General features: G+C 45.0%; 20 protein-coding genes. 9 read left to right on the top strand and 11 right to left on the bottom strand.

Annotated features, from left to right (window positions below):
- The first annotated feature begins 23 nt into the window (after positions 1–23).
- Positions 24–392: a fluoride efflux transporter FluC gene (locus AZI87_RS14995; protein ID WP_063208780.1), complete on the top strand. Its 369-nt coding sequence runs from the start codon at positions 24–26 to the stop codon at positions 390–392.
- Between the two features lie 62 nt (positions 393–454).
- Here AZI87_RS14995 and AZI87_RS14990 read toward each other — a convergent pair whose 3' ends face one another.
- Complete coding sequence (locus tag AZI87_RS14990) at positions 455–1,234, bottom strand: S1 family serine peptidase (RefSeq protein ID WP_063209568.1); 780 nt, start codon at positions 1,232–1,234, stop codon at positions 455–457.
- 149 nt (positions 1,235–1,383) lie between these two features.
- On the bottom strand, positions 1,384–1,857 hold the full coding sequence (locus tag AZI87_RS14985) for a hypothetical protein (RefSeq protein WP_063208777.1): 474 nt from the start codon (positions 1,855–1,857) through the stop codon (positions 1,384–1,386).
- 102 nt (positions 1,858–1,959) lie between these two features.
- Between AZI87_RS14985 and AZI87_RS14980 the strand changes: the two genes are divergently transcribed.
- The 3 genes from AZI87_RS14980 to AZI87_RS14970 all read left to right on the top strand — a co-directional run bounded on the left by AZI87_RS14980 (position 1,960) and on the right by AZI87_RS14970 (position 3,581).
- Positions 1,960–2,799, top strand: coding sequence for a LysR family transcriptional regulator (locus AZI87_RS14980; RefSeq protein WP_081112245.1), 840 nt, complete (start codon positions 1,960–1,962; stop codon positions 2,797–2,799).
- 100 nt (positions 2,800–2,899) lie between these two features.
- Entirely contained in the window at positions 2,900–3,130 is a 231-nt protein-coding gene (locus AZI87_RS14975; RefSeq protein WP_063208773.1) for a DUF883 family protein, read from the top strand.
- A gap of 1 nt (position 3,131) precedes the next feature.
- On the top strand, positions 3,132–3,581 hold the full coding sequence (locus AZI87_RS14970; RefSeq protein WP_253696877.1) for a hypothetical protein: 450 nt from the start codon (positions 3,132–3,134) through the stop codon (positions 3,579–3,581).
- A 73-nt stretch (positions 3,582–3,654) separates the two neighbouring features.
- Here the strand turns inward: AZI87_RS14970 and AZI87_RS14965 are convergent, their stop codons facing one another.
- Both AZI87_RS14965 and AZI87_RS14960 read right to left on the bottom strand, forming a co-directional pair.
- A complete protein-coding gene (locus AZI87_RS14965; RefSeq protein ID WP_063208771.1) occupies positions 3,655–4,134 on the bottom strand; it encodes a hypothetical protein in 480 nt (159 codons plus the stop codon).
- 97 nt (positions 4,135–4,231) lie between these two features.
- Positions 4,232–5,026: a dienelactone hydrolase family protein gene (locus AZI87_RS14960; RefSeq protein ID WP_063208769.1), complete on the bottom strand. Its 795-nt coding sequence runs from the start codon at positions 5,024–5,026 to the stop codon at positions 4,232–4,234.
- Between the two features lie 226 nt (positions 5,027–5,252).
- On the opposite strand from AZI87_RS14960, the gene AZI87_RS14955 reads away from it, so the two are divergent.
- Genes AZI87_RS14955 through AZI87_RS14940 form a run of 4 tightly spaced genes read left to right on the top strand, consistent with a single transcriptional unit; the run spans position 5,253 to position 8,152 of the window.
- Positions 5,253–6,293 carry a CNNM domain-containing protein gene (locus tag AZI87_RS14955; RefSeq protein WP_063208767.1) on the top strand — a complete coding sequence of 347 codons (1,041 nt, stop codon included), beginning with the start codon at positions 5,253–5,255 and terminating at the stop codon, positions 6,291–6,293.
- Positions 6,294–6,295: 2 nt separating this feature from the next.
- The gene (gene cutA, locus AZI87_RS14950) at positions 6,296–6,610 is read left to right on the top strand and encodes a divalent-cation tolerance protein CutA (RefSeq protein ID WP_063208765.1); all 315 of its coding nucleotides are present in this window, start codon (positions 6,296–6,298) and stop codon (positions 6,608–6,610) included.
- 33 nt (positions 6,611–6,643) lie between these two features.
- Entirely contained in the window at positions 6,644–7,159 is a 516-nt protein-coding gene (locus AZI87_RS14945; RefSeq protein ID WP_063208763.1) for an orotate phosphoribosyltransferase, read from the top strand.
- Between the two features lie 39 nt (positions 7,160–7,198).
- Entirely contained in the window at positions 7,199–8,152 is a 954-nt protein-coding gene (locus tag AZI87_RS14940; RefSeq protein ID WP_063208762.1) for a hypothetical protein, read from the top strand.
- Positions 8,153–8,174: 22 nt separating this feature from the next.
- Here the strand turns inward: AZI87_RS14940 and AZI87_RS14935 are convergent, their stop codons facing one another.
- The 3 genes from AZI87_RS14935 to AZI87_RS14925 all read right to left on the bottom strand — a co-directional run bounded on the left by AZI87_RS14935 (position 8,175) and on the right by AZI87_RS14925 (position 12,072).
- The gene (locus tag AZI87_RS14935) at positions 8,175–9,302 is read right to left on the bottom strand and encodes a hypothetical protein (protein WP_063208761.1); all 1,128 of its coding nucleotides are present in this window, start codon (positions 9,300–9,302) and stop codon (positions 8,175–8,177) included.
- Positions 9,303–9,320: 18 nt separating this feature from the next.
- Entirely contained in the window at positions 9,321–10,118 is a 798-nt protein-coding gene (locus AZI87_RS14930) for a phosphatase domain-containing protein (RefSeq protein ID WP_063208760.1), read from the bottom strand.
- 175 nt (positions 10,119–10,293) lie between these two features.
- Complete coding sequence (locus AZI87_RS14925; protein WP_063208758.1) at positions 10,294–12,072, bottom strand: methyl-accepting chemotaxis protein; 1,779 nt, start codon at positions 12,070–12,072, stop codon at positions 10,294–10,296.
- A 168-nt stretch (positions 12,073–12,240) separates the two neighbouring features.
- On the opposite strand from AZI87_RS14925, the gene AZI87_RS14920 reads away from it, so the two are divergent.
- Positions 12,241–12,609, top strand: a complete 369-nt coding sequence (locus AZI87_RS14920; RefSeq protein WP_063208756.1) for a c-type cytochrome — start codon at positions 12,241–12,243, stop codon at positions 12,607–12,609.
- Positions 12,610–12,633: 24 nt separating this feature from the next.
- On the opposite strand, the gene AZI87_RS14915 is transcribed toward AZI87_RS14920, so the two are convergent.
- From AZI87_RS14915 to AZI87_RS14895, 4 genes are all read right to left on the bottom strand, one after another.
- On the bottom strand, positions 12,634–13,476 hold the full coding sequence (locus tag AZI87_RS14915; protein WP_063208754.1) for a class I SAM-dependent methyltransferase: 843 nt from the start codon (positions 13,474–13,476) through the stop codon (positions 12,634–12,636).
- A complete protein-coding gene (locus tag AZI87_RS14910; RefSeq protein ID WP_063208752.1) occupies positions 13,476–14,531 on the bottom strand; it encodes an alpha-ketoacid dehydrogenase subunit beta in 1,056 nt (351 codons plus the stop codon). Before AZI87_RS14910 ends, AZI87_RS14915 begins: the two co-directional genes overlap by 1 nt.
- On the bottom strand, positions 14,531–15,640 hold the full coding sequence (locus AZI87_RS14905) for a thiamine pyrophosphate-dependent dehydrogenase E1 component subunit alpha (protein WP_081112244.1): 1,110 nt from the start codon (positions 15,638–15,640) through the stop codon (positions 14,531–14,533). Before AZI87_RS14905 ends, AZI87_RS14910 begins: the two co-directional genes overlap by 1 nt.
- Before the next feature lie 481 nt (positions 15,641–16,121).
- Positions 16,122–18,140, bottom strand: coding sequence for a S41 family peptidase (locus AZI87_RS14895; RefSeq protein ID WP_063208748.1), 2,019 nt, complete (start codon positions 18,138–18,140; stop codon positions 16,122–16,124).
- Between the last annotated feature and the right edge of the window lie 43 nt (positions 18,141–18,183).

Genomic DNA, 18,183 nt, shown 5'->3' with positions numbered 1-18,183 from the left:
TTTAATTTTGTTTTCATAGAGACATGCAAATTCTTTTTGTCATTTCCTTTGGTGTTTTGGGAGTTTTGAGTCGCTATGGTGTTGATCGTTTGATTGCGCCTTCTTCGGCGGGATTTCCTCTAAGCACTTTTACAATCAATATTCTGGGATGTTTTGTTGCGGGTGTTATTTATGCTCTGGGGGAGCGTGGGATCATGTCGCAAGCTTTGTTGACGGGATTGATGGTTGGCTTTTGTGGTGGGTTCACTACTTTTTCGGCTTATTCGGTTCAGTCTCTGGATTTACTTTTTAAAGGGAAGGCTTTTTTGAGTCTTAGTTATTTGATTGCTAGTCCCTTGTTGGGATTGCTTTCGGCTTTTGTGGCCGTTCTTGTAACTCGTCGAATGATTTGATTTTTTGTTTCTTAATTTGAAAAGAAAAAAGGGAAAGGTTTGATCCTTTCCCTTTTTATTTTTTAGCGAGCTGTTTGCTCAATCCATGTTGTTGCTTCGCTGACTTTCGCGTAAACGCCTGGAAGGTTTGCTCGAGCGCAGCCTTCACCCCAGCTGACGACTCCGATAAGAACACTTTGTCCCATCATGCCGCCTCTTGCGATCAAGGGGCCTCCGCTATCGCCTTGGCATGAGTCTTTTCCACCACGTGCATAACCTGCGCAAAGCATGCGGCTTGTGATGTTGTTTTTGTAGTTCTTATTGCAAAGTTCGTGCGGTACTAAAGGCACATCTACTTTTTGCAGACGTGATGGCAAGCTGTAAGAGTTCTCTCTCGTTGCGCCCCACCCTGCTACTGTCGCTACGATTTCGCCATCAGCCGTTTCAGGAACTTCGATTTCGGTTGTGTTGATCGCGATGGGCTCATACGTAGAATCTTTTTGCAGCTCGATCAAGGCGTAGTCGAAGTCGGCATTGTTATCATCGTATTGTGGATGCGGAATCACGCGCTTTGTTTTAATCACTTCGGCTTTAGAGATTTGTTTTTGGTCGTGCAATCCGATGGCTACACTTCTTACGGTAGAACCTTTTACACAGTGAGCAGCCGTCAGCACCCAGTTTTTGCGAATCAACGATCCGCCGCAAAAGTGGCCTGTTGAACCCTGCAAAGATACGATGAATGGAAATTCACCGGGAGTGGCTTCGACTCCGCCTACGATTTTTGATTGAACGTCGTCAACGGCCCATGAAGTGCCCGTTGTCAGAATAAGTACTGCTAAAACAAGATGATTCAAAAACTTCATTACGTTCCCCTCTTGGTAATGAGTATTAAGACTTTTCTCAGTTTTGCAGTTTGCTTGTCTTACGACAAAGGTTTGAGGCAATACCAGACCTAGGTAGAGGTTCAAAAGCACGGCCTTGGCGAGCTTCTTATCAAAGCCCGCCGACATGTTTATTTACAATCGTCAATATGACGTTCTTGAAGTGGTGTGCTGGCTGAATGCACAAAGTTATAACCGCGGATCTTCGCAGATACCTTTTCTTGCAAATGAACTATACATTTTGTGTTTTCCCAATCCGGGTAAGCAAGTTTAGTTTGGGTTACCGTGATGTCGTAATGTTCTGTTGCCGGATTATTCTGAATGACGTCTTCGATACTTGTTGTTTCGTAAGTAGCCATGCAAGGGGCATTTTCGCCGACGTTGCGATGATTCAGAACTGTCACGGCCGCTAGTCCCGGAATTAGAACTTTGACCAAATAAAGTTCGCCGTAGCCCGCATTGGTCTTACGCACTTGGGCCGTTGAAATATCCACTGGCAAGCGGAATGTCTTTTCGGAAATAACTGTCTCTGTGATGTTCGCGTTGGCATTGAAGCTCACGGTCAAAAGGAACCCAAGCCCTAAAACGATCTTAACTAGTTTCATATATCCCCCGTTTGGTGTTATGTGCAAAGCACGGGGCTATATTTACTATAAACTATGATAATTAAAATTGATGATTATCTATAACTGTGATTAATTTTAACTATGGATATTGACGTTCTTAAATACTTTAAGACTATCGCTAGAACGGGAAATATGTCTCGCGCGGCTCAAGAGCTCCATGTCAGTCAACCGACACTGACCGTGGCTATGCGTAAGCTCGAGGACATGTTAGGAGTCACTCTCTTTGAACGGTCAAAAAAAGGTGTGACGTTGACTCCGACGGGCCTTCAGATCTATCAGTACTCAGATCAAATGCTGGAGCTGTGGGACGAGATGGTGCGTGAAGCCGGATCTTTAGATCAAACGGTCAAAGGCACTGTGCGTTTGGGTGTACACCCTTCCGTAGGCCGCTATACACTGCCCGTTTTTTTACCGACATTATTGAAAGATCATCCGCAACTCAACGTACAATTAATGCATGATCTTTCGCGAAATATTTTACAAATGGTTCGTGATAGTTTCGTCGATATCGGTCTTGTCGTAAATCCTGAAAGGCATCCTGATCTGGTTATCAAAGAGATCTGCGCAGATGAAGTGACGGTTTGGAAAAAGAAGGGTGCTCCGATTCAGGACACATTGATTTATGATGCCAATCTTTTTCAGGCTCAAACCATTCTGGAACGTCTTCAAAAAAAAGGCATTCGCTACGCCCGTAAGATTGCATCTTCAAATTTAGAAGTCATCGCGACTCTTCTGCAAGCAGGTGCGGGGCATGCGATTCTTCCTAAACGCGTGATTATGTCGAACTTCTCTTCTATCGAGGAAGCCCACGATCACGTGGCAAGCTTTAAGGACTCCTTGTGCGTAGTCTATCGTCCCAGTCTTAAGCGCACCGCCACCGGAAAAGCTATCTTAGAAGCGATCTCTAAATCCAAATTCTAATCGAAAGCTCCAGACCATAGACCTGGAGTCCGCCTTCGAGCTAAAACAGAGAGCTCATTCTGCCGAAACAGAGAAATATTTATCAACCTAGGACGGCAGCATGGATCGCAGTGAATTGATTGCGGAAATTAAAAAGCAACTGCAAGAAGAATTGCAGCACTACAAAAAGTCTTTGGAAGACAAAATTCCTGACGAACAAAAGAAGCAAGCCAAAGAAGCCAAGGACGTTGCGACGGCTTTTGTAAAAGAAAATCCGTGGGCTTCGGTGGGCATGGCTGTTTTGGCAGGGTTCGTTATTGCGCGTATGATTTATAGAAGGAAGGACGATTAGTATGATGAAGCTTCTCTTACCTCTTCTTTCTTTTTTCATGGGCAGTGCGAAGAATCTTTTTAAAGAGCCTGGGGTTGCTTTGACTCAGCAACTTGTTTTGCATTTAAGATCGCTGGGTTTAATCGTTACTTCGTGCATTGGAGCACTGGCGCTTTTCTGCGTAGGGCTTTCTTTGTTGATTTCTCGAATCGCTGGTCAGTTTGACAGTGACGAAGCTTTTTATTTTTCAACAGGCATGTGGATCTACTTGGGAATGACGTTGATCTCAGCGGCCGTTTTAATTTACAGCCTTCGCCGGCAAACATGGCTTAAAGCTATGGGCTTTGGTGAAAAACCTTCGAGTAGCCAAGGAAAAAGTGGTGCTCTCGAAAGTGCTGTCGCTTTACTAGTGATGGATTTTGTAGAAGAACGCCAGAGCCGAAGAAAAGAAAAAGAGTCTGAAGCTTCTTAAAAAATGAATGCTCCAAATAAAAAAGGCTGACATAACGTCAGCCTTTTTACTTCAATAATCTTGAAATTAGATATTATAAAGGCCAGCGATTGCAGAACTCGTTGCTATCAGAAGAAATCGCTTTACCTGTCACCTTATCAACCACAGTCGTTACGATTGTCGTGCAAGTTTCAGAAGCACTGATGTCTTCCTGAACTGTCGTCGTGTAAACGATTACGTCACCGCGATCTTCTTTTTTCACATTTGTAGTTACAGGATATGTTTTGCCAGAAGGAACTGTGAAGATCTCTCCGATCATTCCGCCGCCGTCATTATAACCACCACCATCGAAGTAACCGCCGCCTTCACTGCGATCGTTACCTTCGTAAGTTTCTTGACGAGGATCCACTTCTTCACCGCCGCCATCACGTTCATCGCGGTCTTTAGGAGCTGGTTCAGATTTACCTTTTCCTTTTTTTGCGGAAACAACGTCTTCCGCCTGAGATGCAGTAGCTACAGCAGAGTGAGCTGTGAATGACAGAGCAATAAGTGCTACGAATAATACTGATTTCATGAATAACCCCTTTTGATATCGAAAGGAGTCTTTACCACAAAAAAAGGCCTCCGCCAGGGGCAGAAGCCTTCCATTTGAAAAATTTCACGTGTGTCGACTATTTAGTCACAGGGCTGACTTCATTCATGAAATCCATGAAGGCCTGCCACGATCTGCGGTCCGCAGCTTCGTTATAAGCCACTCCCTTCGAGATATCATTTCCCGCGTCTTTTTGGGTGAAAGCGTGTACAGCCCCGGAGTACGCGATGAACTGATAATCTGCTTTAGCCTTATTCATTTCATCCATGAAAGCTTCGACTTCAGCACGAGGAACATTGGGATCAATGGCTCCATGAAGAACTAAGAGCTTTGGTTTGATACTTTTAGTATCCTGAGGTTTTGCTGTTTTTAAGCCCCCATGAAAACTGACGGCGCCCTTGACTGGGAAGCCTGCGCGAGCCGCCTCTAAAGCACCAGTTCCACCAAAGCAATAGCCAATGATCACGATGTTTTTGGCATCTACTTTTTTATCTTTCGTGATGTGATCCAATGCCGCTTTGATTCTTTGACGGTACATTTTCATATCACCGCTGCGGTACTGACCTGCCGTTTTACCCGCTTCTTCCGGGTTTGTCGGGCGAATGTCTTTTCCGTAAATATCGATAGCAAATGCAACATAGCCTTTTTCAGCAAGTTGCTGAGCGCGCATTTTTTCATAGTCGGTTAAACCCATCCATTGATGAACAATCAAGACTGCCGGGCGCGCCGATTTTACATCCTCATTGTATGCGATGTGCCCTTCTAATGCGGTTTTTCCGTCCTTGTACTCCACTGTTTCTGTTTTGATCGCAGCAACGGATGAAGATGCTGCCAAAAAGCCCACGAGAGCCAATGCTGATGCTAAGCCTTTCATTCGAACTCCTTTTCTATGACTAAAGTCTATGTAGACTCCTCGTTCTGGTCAAAAGAGAGCTTCTAAAACTGCTCTGACGCAAAAGCGCGTCCTTTGGGGTGCAAACAGGACCGGGTTGCAAGTTGCGTTATAGACAGGCTCCTTGCCTCCTGTGTTACACTATAAACCTCATGAACCATTATAGGCGCAAGCCCATCCTATTAATCATCTCTGACGACTCTCATCTATGACATTGATCATTGTTTTATTCTTCACCACAATTGGTATTTCATTTCTATGTTCAATGCTCGAAGCGGTTCTTTTGACTTCGACCTCTGCGTACATCGGCGTTTTGGTAAAAGAAAACAGACGAAGTGCAAAACTGCTAGAGCATCTTAAAGAAAATCTGGATCGCCCTATTTCTGCCATTCTGACTTTGAATACGGTATCTCATACCTTGGGCTCCGCAGCCATCGCTTATCAGATTCAAGTGCAGTACGGTGAGCACGCCGTAACGATTGCGTCGTTCGTTCTGACTTTCTTGATCTTGGTTCTTTCAGAGATCATTCCTAAATCTATTGGAGCCGCCCACTGGAAGTCTCTTCTGCCATTTGCGGCTTACACAATCCAACTGATGATCATTCTGCTATACCCTCTGGTGCTCATGTCAGAGTATTTAGGTAAGTTATTCCAGAAAACATCCGAAGATCCGGAAGTGACTCGTGAAGAGATTCTTATGACGGCAGAGATCGGTGTTGAAGAAGGAACTTTAAAAGGTAAAGAGTCGAACATTATTAAGAATCTTTTGATGCTCGATAAGATTTACGTTTCCGATATTATGACTCCGCGATCTGTGTTCTTTGCCCTTGAAAAAGATCTGACCGTGGAAGAAGTCTTCACGAAGTATCGCCCTATCCGCTTTTCTCGAATTCCTGTCTATGCTGGAAGTCTTGATAACATCACCGGGATGACTTATCGCTATAAAATCCATGAGGCCCTGTCGAACGATCAACACGAAAAAAAGATCGGCGAGATGGTGACTCCGATCTCTAGCATTCCAGAGCGCATGACAGTTTCCCAAGTGCTTGATTTTTTCATTAAAGAAAAAGAACACGTTGCTTTAGCTGTCGATGAATACGGGATTGTTGCGGGTCTTGTCAGTCTTGAAGATGCGGTGGAAACTCTTCTGGGAGTTGAAATTGTCGACGAACTGGATAACGTCGAAGACATGCGTAAGTTTGCTTTAGAACAATGGCAACTTCGTAAACAAAAACTCCGTCGGAGTTAATCATGATCCTTCTTTATGTTCCTTGCCCCGACAAAGTCACCGCGCAAAAGATCGCTCAATCTTTATTGGAAGAAAAGCTTGTGGGCTGCGCTAACATCATTCCTGGAATGGAATCGATGTATTGGTGGGAAGGAAAAATCGAGACAAGCTCCGAGTATATCCTGATCTTAAAAACATTGAAAAGATCTGACGCACAGGAAAGAGTCACAAAAAGAGTGATGGAGCTGCATCCTTATGAAGTTCCGTGCGTGATGACTCTCCCCGTCCTAGGAATCAATGAATCCTATAAGAAGTGGCTTGAAGAAAGCATGAAGTAGCCAATATGATGGCCTAAAACCGCAGGAGCCATCATGACTAAGCAAGAACTCGCTAAAAAGATCTATGACGTCGCGCACTTGACCGGAGAATTCAAACTTCGTTCAGGCCAAGTTTCAAACGAGTACTTTGATAAGTATCGTTTTGAGGCACAACCCGCTTTGCTTCGTGAAATTGCAAAACACATGGCTCCAATGATTCCTCCCGGAACAGAAGTTTTAGCGGGACTTGAAATGGGCGGCATTCCGATCGCAACAGCATTATCTTTAGAAACGGGCTTGCCATGCGTTTTCGTTCGCAAAGAAGCCAAAGAATACGGTACCTGCCAGTTTGCTGAAGGCTTAGACGTCAAAGGTAAAAACGTCTGCGTGATTGAAGATGTCGTCACCACAGGCGGCCAAGTGGTTCTATCCACAGCGGATTTACGCTCTATCGGCGCAAACATCAGCCACGTCTTATGCGTGATCCATCGCGGCCCAGTCTTTCCTGAGCCCAAGCTCACCGAGATCGGCCTAGCCCTAAGTCCGCTCTTCAAGAAATCCGATTTTTAGCCGATAAAAAGGACTGGTTTACCTACCAGGAGAATCCGAATGAAAAGGCTTCTATCAGTCCTTACAACGGCAGCCCTCTGCTTGTCTTCCGCAAGTGCGCTTGCGGAGTATGATGAGTTTAGTTGCGTAACGAATAGTTCTTTAAAATTGAGTTCCTTAGAATGCGTGACTTGTGGAATCACTAAGTACTACGCCGATCAAGGAATTGAAATGAACCCATCTCACCGTTGGGTAGCTCTACTAGGTTTAATGGTTCGCGAAAACAAACTGACTCCGCAAGGCGGTCGCGGCATCGTTCGCGATACTGAAGCCCATGAAGTCTTCGTGAAAGAGGTTATCAAAAGAATCCAAGTATACGGTGTGTGCAACGAGTTTACGGTTTCAGAAATGGGAAGCCGTTCTAAAAACATGCACGACATGACAGCGCAGGACTGGAAAGAGTTCTCGATGTTCATTACCGGCGACAAAGTTCCCTCTGATGATACTTACGATAAGTTTGCGAAGAAGTTAGGCTTCAAATCTAACAACGGTCTTTTCGGCAGCGACAAAGGGCCGAAGGCAAGTCTTGATTATTTATTTGAAGGTCACATGGAAAATTTGACCTTAGACGAAAAACGTTCCCTCTTTAAAGAAAAGCTAAATCAAGCGCTTGAGCCGGACTACACGGTAGCCGGAGATAAGAAGAACAAATCCATCGAGTTCGTACGCTCCGGTGATGAAGGCAAAGGCCTAAAAAGATGTTTGTCTGACATCCGCGAACGTTACTTCAGAAAACAAATGTCAGATCAGGAAACTTATAAAATGTGCGGAGTTATCGCTGACTCTTGCGATATCCAACGGGGTTCACTAGATCGTGGACTGGATTTCTGTGCTCACAGAGGTATGGGACTTCGCCCCGCTTCGACAACTCAGCCGCCACCATTTAGTGGCGGCGGCGGCGGCCGAATGCCTCCACCACCAAGACCTGCAACATCAGGAAAAGGTATTAACTAAAAAAAGCCCGAAAGGGCTTTTTTTATTCGCAGTATCCAACCAAATTTCCCTCTAAGATGTCTTCGTAAAGCTTCTGCCAACCCTGCTGCTTGCCTCTAGGTAAACAGTCGATCACTTTTGCATCTATAACGTCCGCACCTAGCTTATTAACCAATCTCTCAAAAGCTTGCGGGAAATTCGCTTTAAGCGATACGACCGACTCACACTTACTCAGGTCATTCTGTAAGACTTGAGGTGTGATTGTCTCTATAACTTTAATCATTTCTTCCTGAACGGATTCTTTTTCTTCTCTCGTAAGAGAAAGAACTTCAGCCACTTGAACTTTCCAATCTACGCTATCTCTTTTCACCTTTTCTAAAATCTCGACACTGGATAAACTCTTTTTGGATAAAATATAAGCTAACAACTTCGCGCTCTTCGTATCGGTAGCTAACTTCAGAAGTCTTTCTGGATCAAGATTCAAAGGACCTTCGAGACGCTCCAATGCCTCAAAAAAATCGACGTACAGGTCACACCTAGAAGAAAGATTTATACCGTTTTTCGCGATATCTGTTCCGCTTTCGTAAATAAAATCAATCGTTCTAGAGCCATCGCTAAGCACTTTAAGAAGAGGGAATCTAGTTTCAGAATAAAAATTGATTAAGTACGCGGGACCAAGATTCATAGACGACTTGGCTTGCTCAAAGTACTTTACTTCATTCGCCGTAATAATTCCGGTTGCTTCATTGAATGACCGCCCCGGCACCTGAAGCATCTGAATAGGCGTATAACTGCCCTTCTTATGTGGCTTATAGGGCGAGGAACCTTTAGACAACAGAGCAATGATAACTTCTTCCCAACCATGAGTGATAGCAATTTCTAAAGCCGTTTCACCTGTTACCGCGTATTGATTAACTTCATTTTGATCAACGTCTCTAACCAATTTGAAAAGCAAATCTTCATCTTTAAGTTTGATCGCTCCGAGTAACTTATCGGGAAATGAAGCACCTTCCATTTTGATAACTTGCTCACGAACTTCTTCCTTCGTCATCCCGATTTTCACTGGCTCTGGAGTGGCCGGTGGAAGTTTGTTCGGGTTCTTTTGAAATGAACACGCACTCACAGCCAGTGAGGAAGCTAAAATTAGATTGAGCGCTAGGGTTCTTTTCATAAAAACTCCGAAGAAAAATTATTCTTGCGAGCAGCGCTCGGCGATAGCGGCTTTGATGACTTCGAGTTTATCTGTTGTGCCTGTTACATCCCATTGCCATTTGAAGTCGCGGCAGTCTTGCCAGCTTGGGAAAACCATGTGGCCGTAGTTTTCAGAGCCGTCGTCGCGCTTGAGGCGTTTGTAGACGACTTTTTCGATGCGGTTGTAGGATCTGACAGGCAGAATTTCTCTTTGAATCAGATCAATTGCCAGTTCCACGGAAGTTACAAAACCGATTTGGCCTTCCATCGTCGGATATTTGGAATCGACAAGCTTCGAATAGGCTTCGCGAATGTACTGAACCGCTGGAATGTGCGGATGCTCTTTGACCATTTGATCATACACCGTAGCATCGAACTGGCCGTTGTCGCCGAAGTAAATTACAAGTTCAGGGCGCTTCTTCGCCAAGAGCTCGCGAATCACTTTTTGTTTTAACTCGGGATCTTGAGCGATACCAGGGTTCGTGTGCAACTTTGTGAGTGGAAAGTCATTCTCTTCCAAAAACTCTTCGTGCTTATCGGCCATAAGAATTCGCGGAGCCAAACTGACGTAATGGAATTCAATATTGCGACCATAAGTCTTTTTCAACTCTTGATAAAGATCGGTCATACCGGCAAAACGACTGTCGTCATCAAAGAAAGACGTCGCCGCCCGTTTTTTATTCAAAACATTGCTGACTTTGATGGTGTCATCAATATCCGAAATCACCAGCACTTTTGCCAAAGCCAATTGCGAAACCAAGCTTAATGACAGAATCAATCCTGCAGCTAACTTCATACGACGTCCTTTCAAAAACCGTAAATCTTGCCCTTAAACCCGAAAATCCCCTTGCCGGAAAGACCGACTAATAAATAGACAGCAAGCGCCAGCCTGCGTCTCTTTAGGACTCCAGAAAGGTTTTAGAGCATTTGAATGTCACGGTTTCTGAAAGAGCAAAGACAGGACCAAAAACTCAGCTTTGAGGATGTGATTTGCCTCCATGAACCAAGTCCACCAACGAGTTGATCGCATCCTTAAGTCCCACGGACTGAGCAGCCAACGACTCTGCGGATTTCACGGCTTGTTCGCTCGTTTGATTGTTCTTCTGAGTGATATCATCAAGACTGGTCATGGCGTGCGTAATTTCCTCAATGCCACGAGACTGCTCTTGACTGGCGGTCGCAATTTCTGAGTTGATCGAAGCGACTTTATTTACGTAATCAATGATCTCCGACAGAGCGACTTTACTGGAGTGCGCGACTTCAGAACCGTGATGAGATTTCTCGACATTGTCTTTGATCAAATCACTGATTTCCTTTGCTGAAGAAGCACTTCTTTGTGCCAAGCTGCGAACGGCTTCTGCGACGACGGCAAAACCTTTTCCTTGCTCTCCCGCCCGAGCAGCCTCTACAGCCGCATTCAAGGCTAAAAGATTTGTCTGAAAAGCGATGTCATCAATAACTGTGACAATCTCTTCAATGCGCTTGGAACTGCCTGCGATATCCTCCATCGCAGCAATCAATTTAGAGATTTCACTTTCACCTTTTTCCGCTGCTGACTTTGCTGATCCTGAAAGCACACTGGCCTGTACACCGTTTTGCGCATTCAAACCAATTGTCGTTGAGATATTTTCAACACTGTCAGTGGTTTGCTGTAAAGATTGCGATTGAACTGACGTCGCTGCCGATAAAGTCTCTGCCGTCAGAGCCATACCTTCCGAGGCATGCGCCACATTTTCGGCATTCGACAACAGATTTTCTGCAATATTCACCAAAGTGCGAGAAAGCTTCGCGGTGAAACTCTTTACCACGATAAATATCACCAATAACGAAACCAGAATAATTCCCGACATAATCAGAGCTGAGCGGATGGCATTCTGAGTAACAACATTCACCTGCCCTTTGATTTCAACTAAAATCTGGTCAATCGGCCCATCCAAAAGCAAAACGGCCTTTGCCATGGCTTCATTAAACCCACCAAGATCCAATCCGTACTGACCCTCGGCTGATTTAGCAATGATCGCCTCATAGATCATCGAAATCATCTGCCAATCTTCATTCTGGCGAAAAGCCTCAAGACTTTGTTTGACCTCAGGAGAGATATCTAACAAGGGATTATCAATATTCCCCACGACGCCGTTATACAGCTTTTCCATCTTTCCGACATTGGTGGTGCTTAACGGTGCATTCGACAATAAAATCGGAAGCAGCATGGACTGCAAGCGCGCTCCGGATTCACGGGACTGTTCCAGGATATTAATATTGATAAGATTGGACTGCACATGCGCTAAAGAGATCTGTCGCGCCACTAAAATTTCAAAATGGATCAATCGCGAAACCAAGCCATCATAGCTTTCAAATACTTCACCGGAAATCTCAGTATCCACAGCCTTACGAACATGCGCCAGGTCTTCGGCCATCTTCAACTGCGACATTTTCATTTCTTCGGGCAAGGAGCTTTCATAAAGCAGAGATCGAAATTTCTCTAAAGACGAATCCAAACTTTGACGTTTCGCTTGAATCTCCTCCAGATTCTGGGTCCCGATTAAGATCAGGCCCACGTTGGCTCTTTCAGACTGCAATTCCTTAACAAGTTTTGCGGTGGAGGCAAAAAGCTGTGTTATGACGAGTGTATTATTGGCCTCTTTATAACTGCGCCAATTATTATGAATATAGAATCCACTTAAAGCGACGAAAGCAAAAAGCGGAATGGTGATAAGCACAGCTATCTTCGTCTCTAAACTGACCTTCATAATGCAAGAACTCCTGATGAGTGATGGCCCTTATTCGGTCAATCACCAAGCCTCATCAAGAGACACTCGATAAAATTTTAATAAATCCACCTCGGGCCGTGATGGATCTTCATAAAATCTCGCCGATAAATCAGACGGACAAAGAGTTCACCTAAAGGAGACCTTGAAATGAAACAACATCGCGCGATCCTATCCACCCTCGGACTATTGCTAATTCTTTGTGCGCCAACGACGCACGCAGAAATGCCCCCCTCCACTCCCGCACGCATCGAAGCTGGAAAAGCGCTGTATCAGAAAAACTGCTTAGCCTGTCACGGTGAAAAGGGAGATGGCGCAGGTCCCGCAGGGAAAATGATGAAACCCAAACCTCGCGACTTTAAACATGCGACATTCGTGAATGGTGATAAGCCAGAAAATGTACTTAAAACGATCGGCGACGGCATTCCAGGAACTGCGATGGCACCATTTAAGACCTTAAGCGAAGACGAAAGAGCTTCCTTAGCTTACTATGTTTTGTTTCTGAAAAATGGAAAATAAAAAAGGCGGGTCTCCCCGCCTTTCCTATTTTTCACCTACGACGTAGGCAATCCAACTTTGACAAGCTTCCCCGTGATCGACACGAGTGAAGTTTCCATCACCGGAACCATCTTTCGCGGTTCCTTCCCAATAAACATGCGTTTTTCTGAAACCCGCCTCCATCATGATGTCGCGAATTTCAGGGATCGTCCAAATTCTCCAGTCATAAGTGAAAACTTGTTCGATCTTTTTTCCACCCACACGGAAGTGAATGTGGAAAAGAGCTTCATTCGTCACCGGATCGAAGTTCGTTTGATCCCAGTAATAAGTGAAACCTTCATGCTTGATGGTGTCTTCAATAGCATCGTAACACTGACTGCCACCGAAAATATCCACTAAGAACATGCCGTCTTTATTCAAAGACTTTAATGCATTCACGAAATACTTTTTGATCACTTCACGCTGCTTAAAGCAGAAGTAAGAAAAGTTCATTGCAGCGATAATGTCTGCCTTTGGCAAGTTCGGATCAAGAACGTTGCCTTCGATCAACTTCATACGGCGTTGCTGTTCCGGACGCAGTTTAACAAGATAGTTCTGACGTCCGTAAGCCATCGGTTCTGGATCTAGATCAATCCCGACCGACTCGTGACGAGGATTGAGTTTAATCCACTCTGTCGAAAGCGCAAAAGTTCCGCAGAAGTCTTCACGGAATGTGCGTGGGTTCTTCCCTTTCAACTCTTTGTAAGTATCACGGATAAAAACCACATCGTTTTCAGCGGATTGAACAGCCTTACGATAAAGTTCGTATTTGTCGAAGTGAACCTTCGAACTTTTTTTGTTCACACGACGGCGAACTTTTTTCTTATGAGCCAGATCCATTTTTGCCATTAAGGTACTTCCGCCACAACTTCGCGAATTGCCGTTTCAATATCATGCAACTGAGGAACGGAATTCTTTTCTAGATTTGGATGCAAACCAATACCTGGCAAGTTTTTACCAGCAAGAACACGAGGGCGCGCCATCAATTGATAGAATAGCTCTTGTGTTGCACGATAAGCCAAGTGCTCACCGAAGTTTGTCACTTCAGTATCTTCGTTCACGAAAAGAACGCGACCCGTTTTTTCAATAGAAGATTTAATCATCTGCCAGTCATAAGGATAGATCGAACGAAGATCAATCACTTCAACAGAGATACCTTCGCCCGCAAGTTTGTGAGCCACTTCATCACAGAGATGAACCATACGACTGTAAGTAACAACCGTGATGTGCTCACCTGCATGAGTGATTTTACCCTTACCGATTGGAACGATGTACTCTTCCAAATCCGGCCAGCGAGGTTTCCAGCCTTCGGCGTTTTGCACAGGCTTATCAATCATCGCTTTTAATTCTTTTTCGTCTGAAGGCTCACCAGGGATCAATTCGTCACCCTTATGGCGCATCAAAGCTTTTGATTTAAGATACAACACTGGATTTGGATCTTTGATCGCTGCCAGCATCAAGCCGTAAGCATCCAAAGGATTTGATGGCATCACGATTTTCCAACCTGGAAGACGAGACGCCCACGCATCAAATGAGTGAGAGTGATAGACAGATCCGAAAATCCCAGCACCTACCGGAGTCATCACAACCATTGGCAACTGAACTTGACCGTTCGTACACCACAAAGTGTTTCCAGCAATTTTTAAGAGGTCGATTGTGTTAAAGATGTAGTCTGCAAATTGGATTTCAGCCACACACTTGTCGCCACCCATCGCAATACCCATCGCCATACCAATGATACCACGCTCATCAAGCGGAGAATTCCACGCTGTCTTAAGGCCTTGAGTCGCCGTGAAAACACCACCGAGTGGAGCTCCCACGTCTTGTCCGAAAATATCTTTTACGCCCAAATTAGTTTCACCGTAGTGAAGGGCCATTCTGATAGCTTGTGCTACGCTTGCCATTAGAATTTTCTCCAGTCTGCATTTTCGCTATCAACGTAAACATGTTCCCAAACAGATTCTGGTGTCGGTACGGGCTCGGTACGAGCTTGCTCTTGAGCCGCTACACCTTCTGCTTCGTAGATTTCCCAGATTTTCTTCGCTGCTTTTTCAGTCAAGATTCCAGCGTCGATCAGGCGATTTTCAAAAGTGAAAACCGGATCTAACAAGTGAGCTTTCTTATTAGCTCCATCGGCCGAGGAGTGACCATACAAACGACTGACGTGAGCCTCGATAAACGAAGGCTTACCTGTTTTACGGATGTATTCCATCTCTTCTTGCATCGCCAAGTAGGTCTCAACAGGATCATTCCCGTTGATCACACGAGCACGAATGTTGAAAGCCTTCGCGCGATCCGCAATGTGCGTTTCACCATGCTGACCTTCAAACGGAGTCGAGATACCGAATTTATTATTTTGAACAGTGATAAGAACCGGAAGCTCTTGTCCCTTACGAGAAGCTAGAATCAATGCCGAAGCGAAATCACCTTCCGCCGTACCCGCATCACCACCAGTCACAATCGAAAGAGCTTTTTTACCAAAGCGCTTTTGCACGTGAGCCGTACCGCAAGCCAATGGATACTGAACTTCGATAGGAGAAGTCACAGGAGCTACGTTCCACTGAGGGAAGCAATAGTGATTGGCAAAGTTACGACCACCTGTTGAAGGATCTGTCGCACGATTCATAATCAAACGAATCGAATCCACCATGTTCATTCCTAAAGCCACCATCGTCGGAGTACAACGGTAGTGCAAGTGGAACCAATCATAAGCAGGCCCTTGCCCCTTACGAGCCAACAACCCGAGCGGAACACCAAAAGCTTCCTCACCAGGTCCACCGATCCAGAAATAAGCTTCACCCGCTTTATAGATTTTAATCAAACGCTCTTCAAGAACGCGCGATTTCACCATCAAATCATGAATACGAAGTAAAAGATCTTCCGACAACCCACCAAAGTTATCCGCTTTGGCCGAAGCTTTCTTAGAAGCCTTCACAGCCGTCTTAGCCGAAGTCTTCACAGACTTCTTAGCCGCAGACTTACTGCCAGCTTTCACAGTGGTCTTTTTAGACATGAACTACCCCTTAAAATAGGACCCAAATTGCCGCTCTATCTAAGCGAAAAGAGAAGCTTTTGTCACGGCCAAAGAACCCCAAAAACCCGCTGAAAACCAATTAAACCGCCCTCCCACCAAAAAAACACCGGAAAGGCCACTTCATTCCACGAAAAAACGACCAAACTCAAAACAAATTCCGGGATTTTCTTTCAAAGAAAGGAAAAGGAATTCCAGCACAGATTTGCGGTGGCAAGGAGGGGGTGGCAGCTTAGGGACCAAGCGCGAAGTGCGGCCTTCGCCGGCGCAGGATGCGCGAACCGCCCGAACGGGCGGCGGCGATGAGCAAGGACGCGTGCCGCACGAAGCGATTGGAGCCATAAGCTGCCACCCCCTCCTTGCCACCGCAAATCCGTCGCTCGAAGCCTCCCCTCCCTCCGTTCGAAGCAAAAAAAAGCCCAGAATTTCTTCTGGGCTTAACAACAACGAACGTGGAACGAAGCTACTTGGCGCTGGCTTGTTTGGGGGGCACGAGAGCTTTCCCCTCTTGCAGCTGAATCAAATCAAGAAGTACATTTTCCGCTTCCTGAATATCAGGTCGCTTTAAGTACTCTTCATTTTTCTTAGCCTTACTAGCAGTCTTTTTCGCTTTTTCTTTTTTATCTTTTTCGTTTTTATCTTTTAGCACTTCGCTGACACGGATTAATTTTCCGCGCGCTTTGGCTTTGTTCAACTCATCAACGATCTTTTTGAACTCATCGTTTTTAGCAACGCGATCCGCAGATCTTTCTTTCAATGACTTGATCCAATCGGACTTCAGCTCTTTCCAAGTTCCAGGGCCTTCTTTCACGTAAGCATCTGGAGACAAGAACGCCTCGATAGTTTTCGGAGGCAAAGAGTAATCCATGTACTTTTCACCGATATCATCCGTGCTGAATGGACCCGGAAGAACCACGTCGGCATCAACACCACGGTGCTGAGTCGACTTGCCACCAGGGATGAAGAACATACCTACAGTGACTTTAATCGCGCCCAAATTATTTGGAATCGGCAATACCGATTGAACAGAACCTTTACCGTAAGTGTGGTCGCCACCGACGATCACGGCCCGTTTATAATCTTGCAAAGTTCCAGACACAATCTCTGAAGCGGAAGCAGAAATACGGCTGGTCAAAACGACAAGCGGTCCCGCCCAGTCCACAGCCGGATCCGTATCACGCAATGCAGACTCTGCACGACCTTCGTTTTTAGAAGATTGTTTTACAACGTTTCCAGTTTGGAAGAACAGACCGGCGATTTTCACCGCGTCTTCAAGTGATCCACCACCGTTATTAGAAAGATCGAGCACCAAGCCATCAACTTTCTTTTCGTTCGCTTCTTTGATCAGCTTTTTCATATCAGAAGCTGAAGAGCGCCCCCCACGGCGAGAATCCGCATAGAAAGATGGGAAGTTGATGATACCCAATTTCTTCTTCTGACCGTTGATTTCTTTATCTTGATAAATGATAGAAGCTGCTTCGTCTTCAAGATTTACTTTTTCACGAGTCAAAGTAACATCGAAACGATTTTTCGCATCACCGGATTTACGCAAGATCGTCAAACGCACTTTCGTGCCTTTGTTACCACGGATTTTTTTGACAACGTCTTTTAAATCCATGTCGATCACGTTTTCCATCGGTCCTTTTTCCTGACCAACAGCGATGATTTTATCTTGAGGTTCAATCAAACCTGATTTCGCAGCGGCGCCACCAGGTACAAGTTGTTCAACAACTGTGAAACCGTCCTGAGAAGAAAGTGTCGCCCCAATACCTTCCAAAGAAAGGCGCATTTGGATTTCAAAGTCTTCAAGCACGTCACGAGAGAAGAAGCTGGAATGTGGATCTAAAGCTCTCGCGAAAGAATCAAGATAGCCAGAGAATAAATCATCCAATGAAGTTTCTTGAGTTCTCTTCACTGCACGCTCGTAGTTCTTAGCTACATTCTTTTTGGCTTCATCAAGTTTCATGTCGGTCGCTAGATAGTTACCAATCTGGAACTGAATGTATTTTTTCAAATACTCATTGGCTTCATTAGAGTCTTTAGGCCAAGGTTTTTTATCCGGATCAAAAGTAAATTCCGTTTGCGCATCGAATTTAAAATCTTTGCCCAGATATTTTTTTGCAAACTCCGCGCGATCTTGCACTCTTTGCAGAACGATTTTCTGAGTGGCTTCTAAGAATGAACAGTCACGGTTTTTCGTTTTATCAAAAACATTTCCGGCTGTTTTTTTAATGGAATCAACATCGGCTTGAGTTAAATAAATTTTGGAAGGATCTAAACGCTTCAGATATTGATCCATCACGCGAACTTGCAATTCTGTATCGCGGTTAGAATATTTCACGTGATTCGCTAAGAAACCTTGTTCGATCACAGTAAGATATCGGCACTCTAAGCCCTCTTTCAACTGGGCAGATGCCAAAGAGGAAACGGCTAAAGAGCCGGCAATAATGAAACCTTTAACGCCATTTGAGAATGAACTCATGCTGATCCTTCCATGCAGCTTCCCCTCTAGGAAGCCATACTGA

It is taken from the genome of Bdellovibrio bacteriovorus, assembly GCF_001592745.1.
Taxonomy (GTDB): Bacteria; Bdellovibrionota; Bdellovibrionia; order Bdellovibrionales; family Bdellovibrionaceae; genus Bdellovibrio; species Bdellovibrio bacteriovorus_B.
This window is presented reverse-complemented; position numbering and strand designations above follow the sequence as displayed.

What these genes read in the sequence shown, in the direction of transcription:
- AZI87_RS14955 (WP_063208767.1), top strand. Translation starts at nt 5,253, where the DNA reads ATGACATTGATCATTGTTTTATTCTTCACCACAATTGGTATTTCATTT.
- AZI87_RS14995 (WP_063208780.1), top strand. Translation starts at nt 24, where the DNA reads ATGCAAATTCTTTTTGTCATTTCCTTTGGTGTTTTGGGAGTTTTGAGT.
- AZI87_RS14895 (WP_063208748.1), bottom strand. Translation starts at nt 18,140, where the DNA reads ATGAGTTCATTCTCAAATGGCGTTAAAGGTTTCATTATTGCCGGCTCT.
- AZI87_RS14910 (WP_063208752.1), bottom strand. Translation starts at nt 14,531, where the DNA reads ATGGCAAGCGTAGCACAAGCTATCAGAATGGCCCTTCACTACGGTGAA.
- AZI87_RS14975 (WP_063208773.1), top strand. Translation starts at nt 2,900, where the DNA reads ATGGATCGCAGTGAATTGATTGCGGAAATTAAAAAGCAACTGCAAGAA.
- AZI87_RS14980 (WP_081112245.1), top strand. Translation starts at nt 1,960, where the DNA reads ATGGATATTGACGTTCTTAAATACTTTAAGACTATCGCTAGAACGGGA.
- AZI87_RS14905 (WP_081112244.1), bottom strand. Translation starts at nt 15,640, where the DNA reads ATGTCTAAAAAGACCACTGTGAAAGCTGGCAGTAAGTCTGCGGCTAAG.
- AZI87_RS14940 (WP_063208762.1), top strand. Translation starts at nt 7,199, where the DNA reads ATGAAAAGGCTTCTATCAGTCCTTACAACGGCAGCCCTCTGCTTGTCT.
- AZI87_RS14930 (WP_063208760.1), bottom strand. Translation starts at nt 10,118, where the DNA reads ATGAAGTTAGCTGCAGGATTGATTCTGTCATTAAGCTTGGTTTCGCAA.
- AZI87_RS14935 (WP_063208761.1), bottom strand. Translation starts at nt 9,302, where the DNA reads ATGAAAAGAACCCTAGCGCTCAATCTAATTTTAGCTTCCTCACTGGCT.
- AZI87_RS14990 (WP_063209568.1), bottom strand. Translation starts at nt 1,234, where the DNA reads ATGAAGTTTTTGAATCATCTTGTTTTAGCAGTACTTATTCTGACAACG.
- AZI87_RS14960 (WP_063208769.1), bottom strand. Translation starts at nt 5,026, where the DNA reads ATGAAAGGCTTAGCATCAGCATTGGCTCTCGTGGGCTTTTTGGCAGCA.
- AZI87_RS14925 (WP_063208758.1), bottom strand. Translation starts at nt 12,072, where the DNA reads ATGAAGGTCAGTTTAGAGACGAAGATAGCTGTGCTTATCACCATTCCG.
- AZI87_RS14965 (WP_063208771.1), bottom strand. Translation starts at nt 4,134, where the DNA reads ATGAAATCAGTATTATTCGTAGCACTTATTGCTCTGTCATTCACAGCT.
- AZI87_RS14985 (WP_063208777.1), bottom strand. Translation starts at nt 1,857, where the DNA reads ATGAAACTAGTTAAGATCGTTTTAGGGCTTGGGTTCCTTTTGACCGTG.
- cutA (WP_063208765.1), top strand. Translation starts at nt 6,296, where the DNA reads ATGATCCTTCTTTATGTTCCTTGCCCCGACAAAGTCACCGCGCAAAAG.
- AZI87_RS14970 (WP_253696877.1), top strand. Translation starts at nt 3,132, where the DNA reads ATGATGAAGCTTCTCTTACCTCTTCTTTCTTTTTTCATGGGCAGTGCG.
- AZI87_RS14945 (WP_063208763.1), top strand. Translation starts at nt 6,644, where the DNA reads ATGACTAAGCAAGAACTCGCTAAAAAGATCTATGACGTCGCGCACTTG.
- AZI87_RS14915 (WP_063208754.1), bottom strand. Translation starts at nt 13,476, where the DNA reads ATGGCAAAAATGGATCTGGCTCATAAGAAAAAAGTTCGCCGTCGTGTG.
- AZI87_RS14920 (WP_063208756.1), top strand. Translation starts at nt 12,241, where the DNA reads ATGAAACAACATCGCGCGATCCTATCCACCCTCGGACTATTGCTAATT.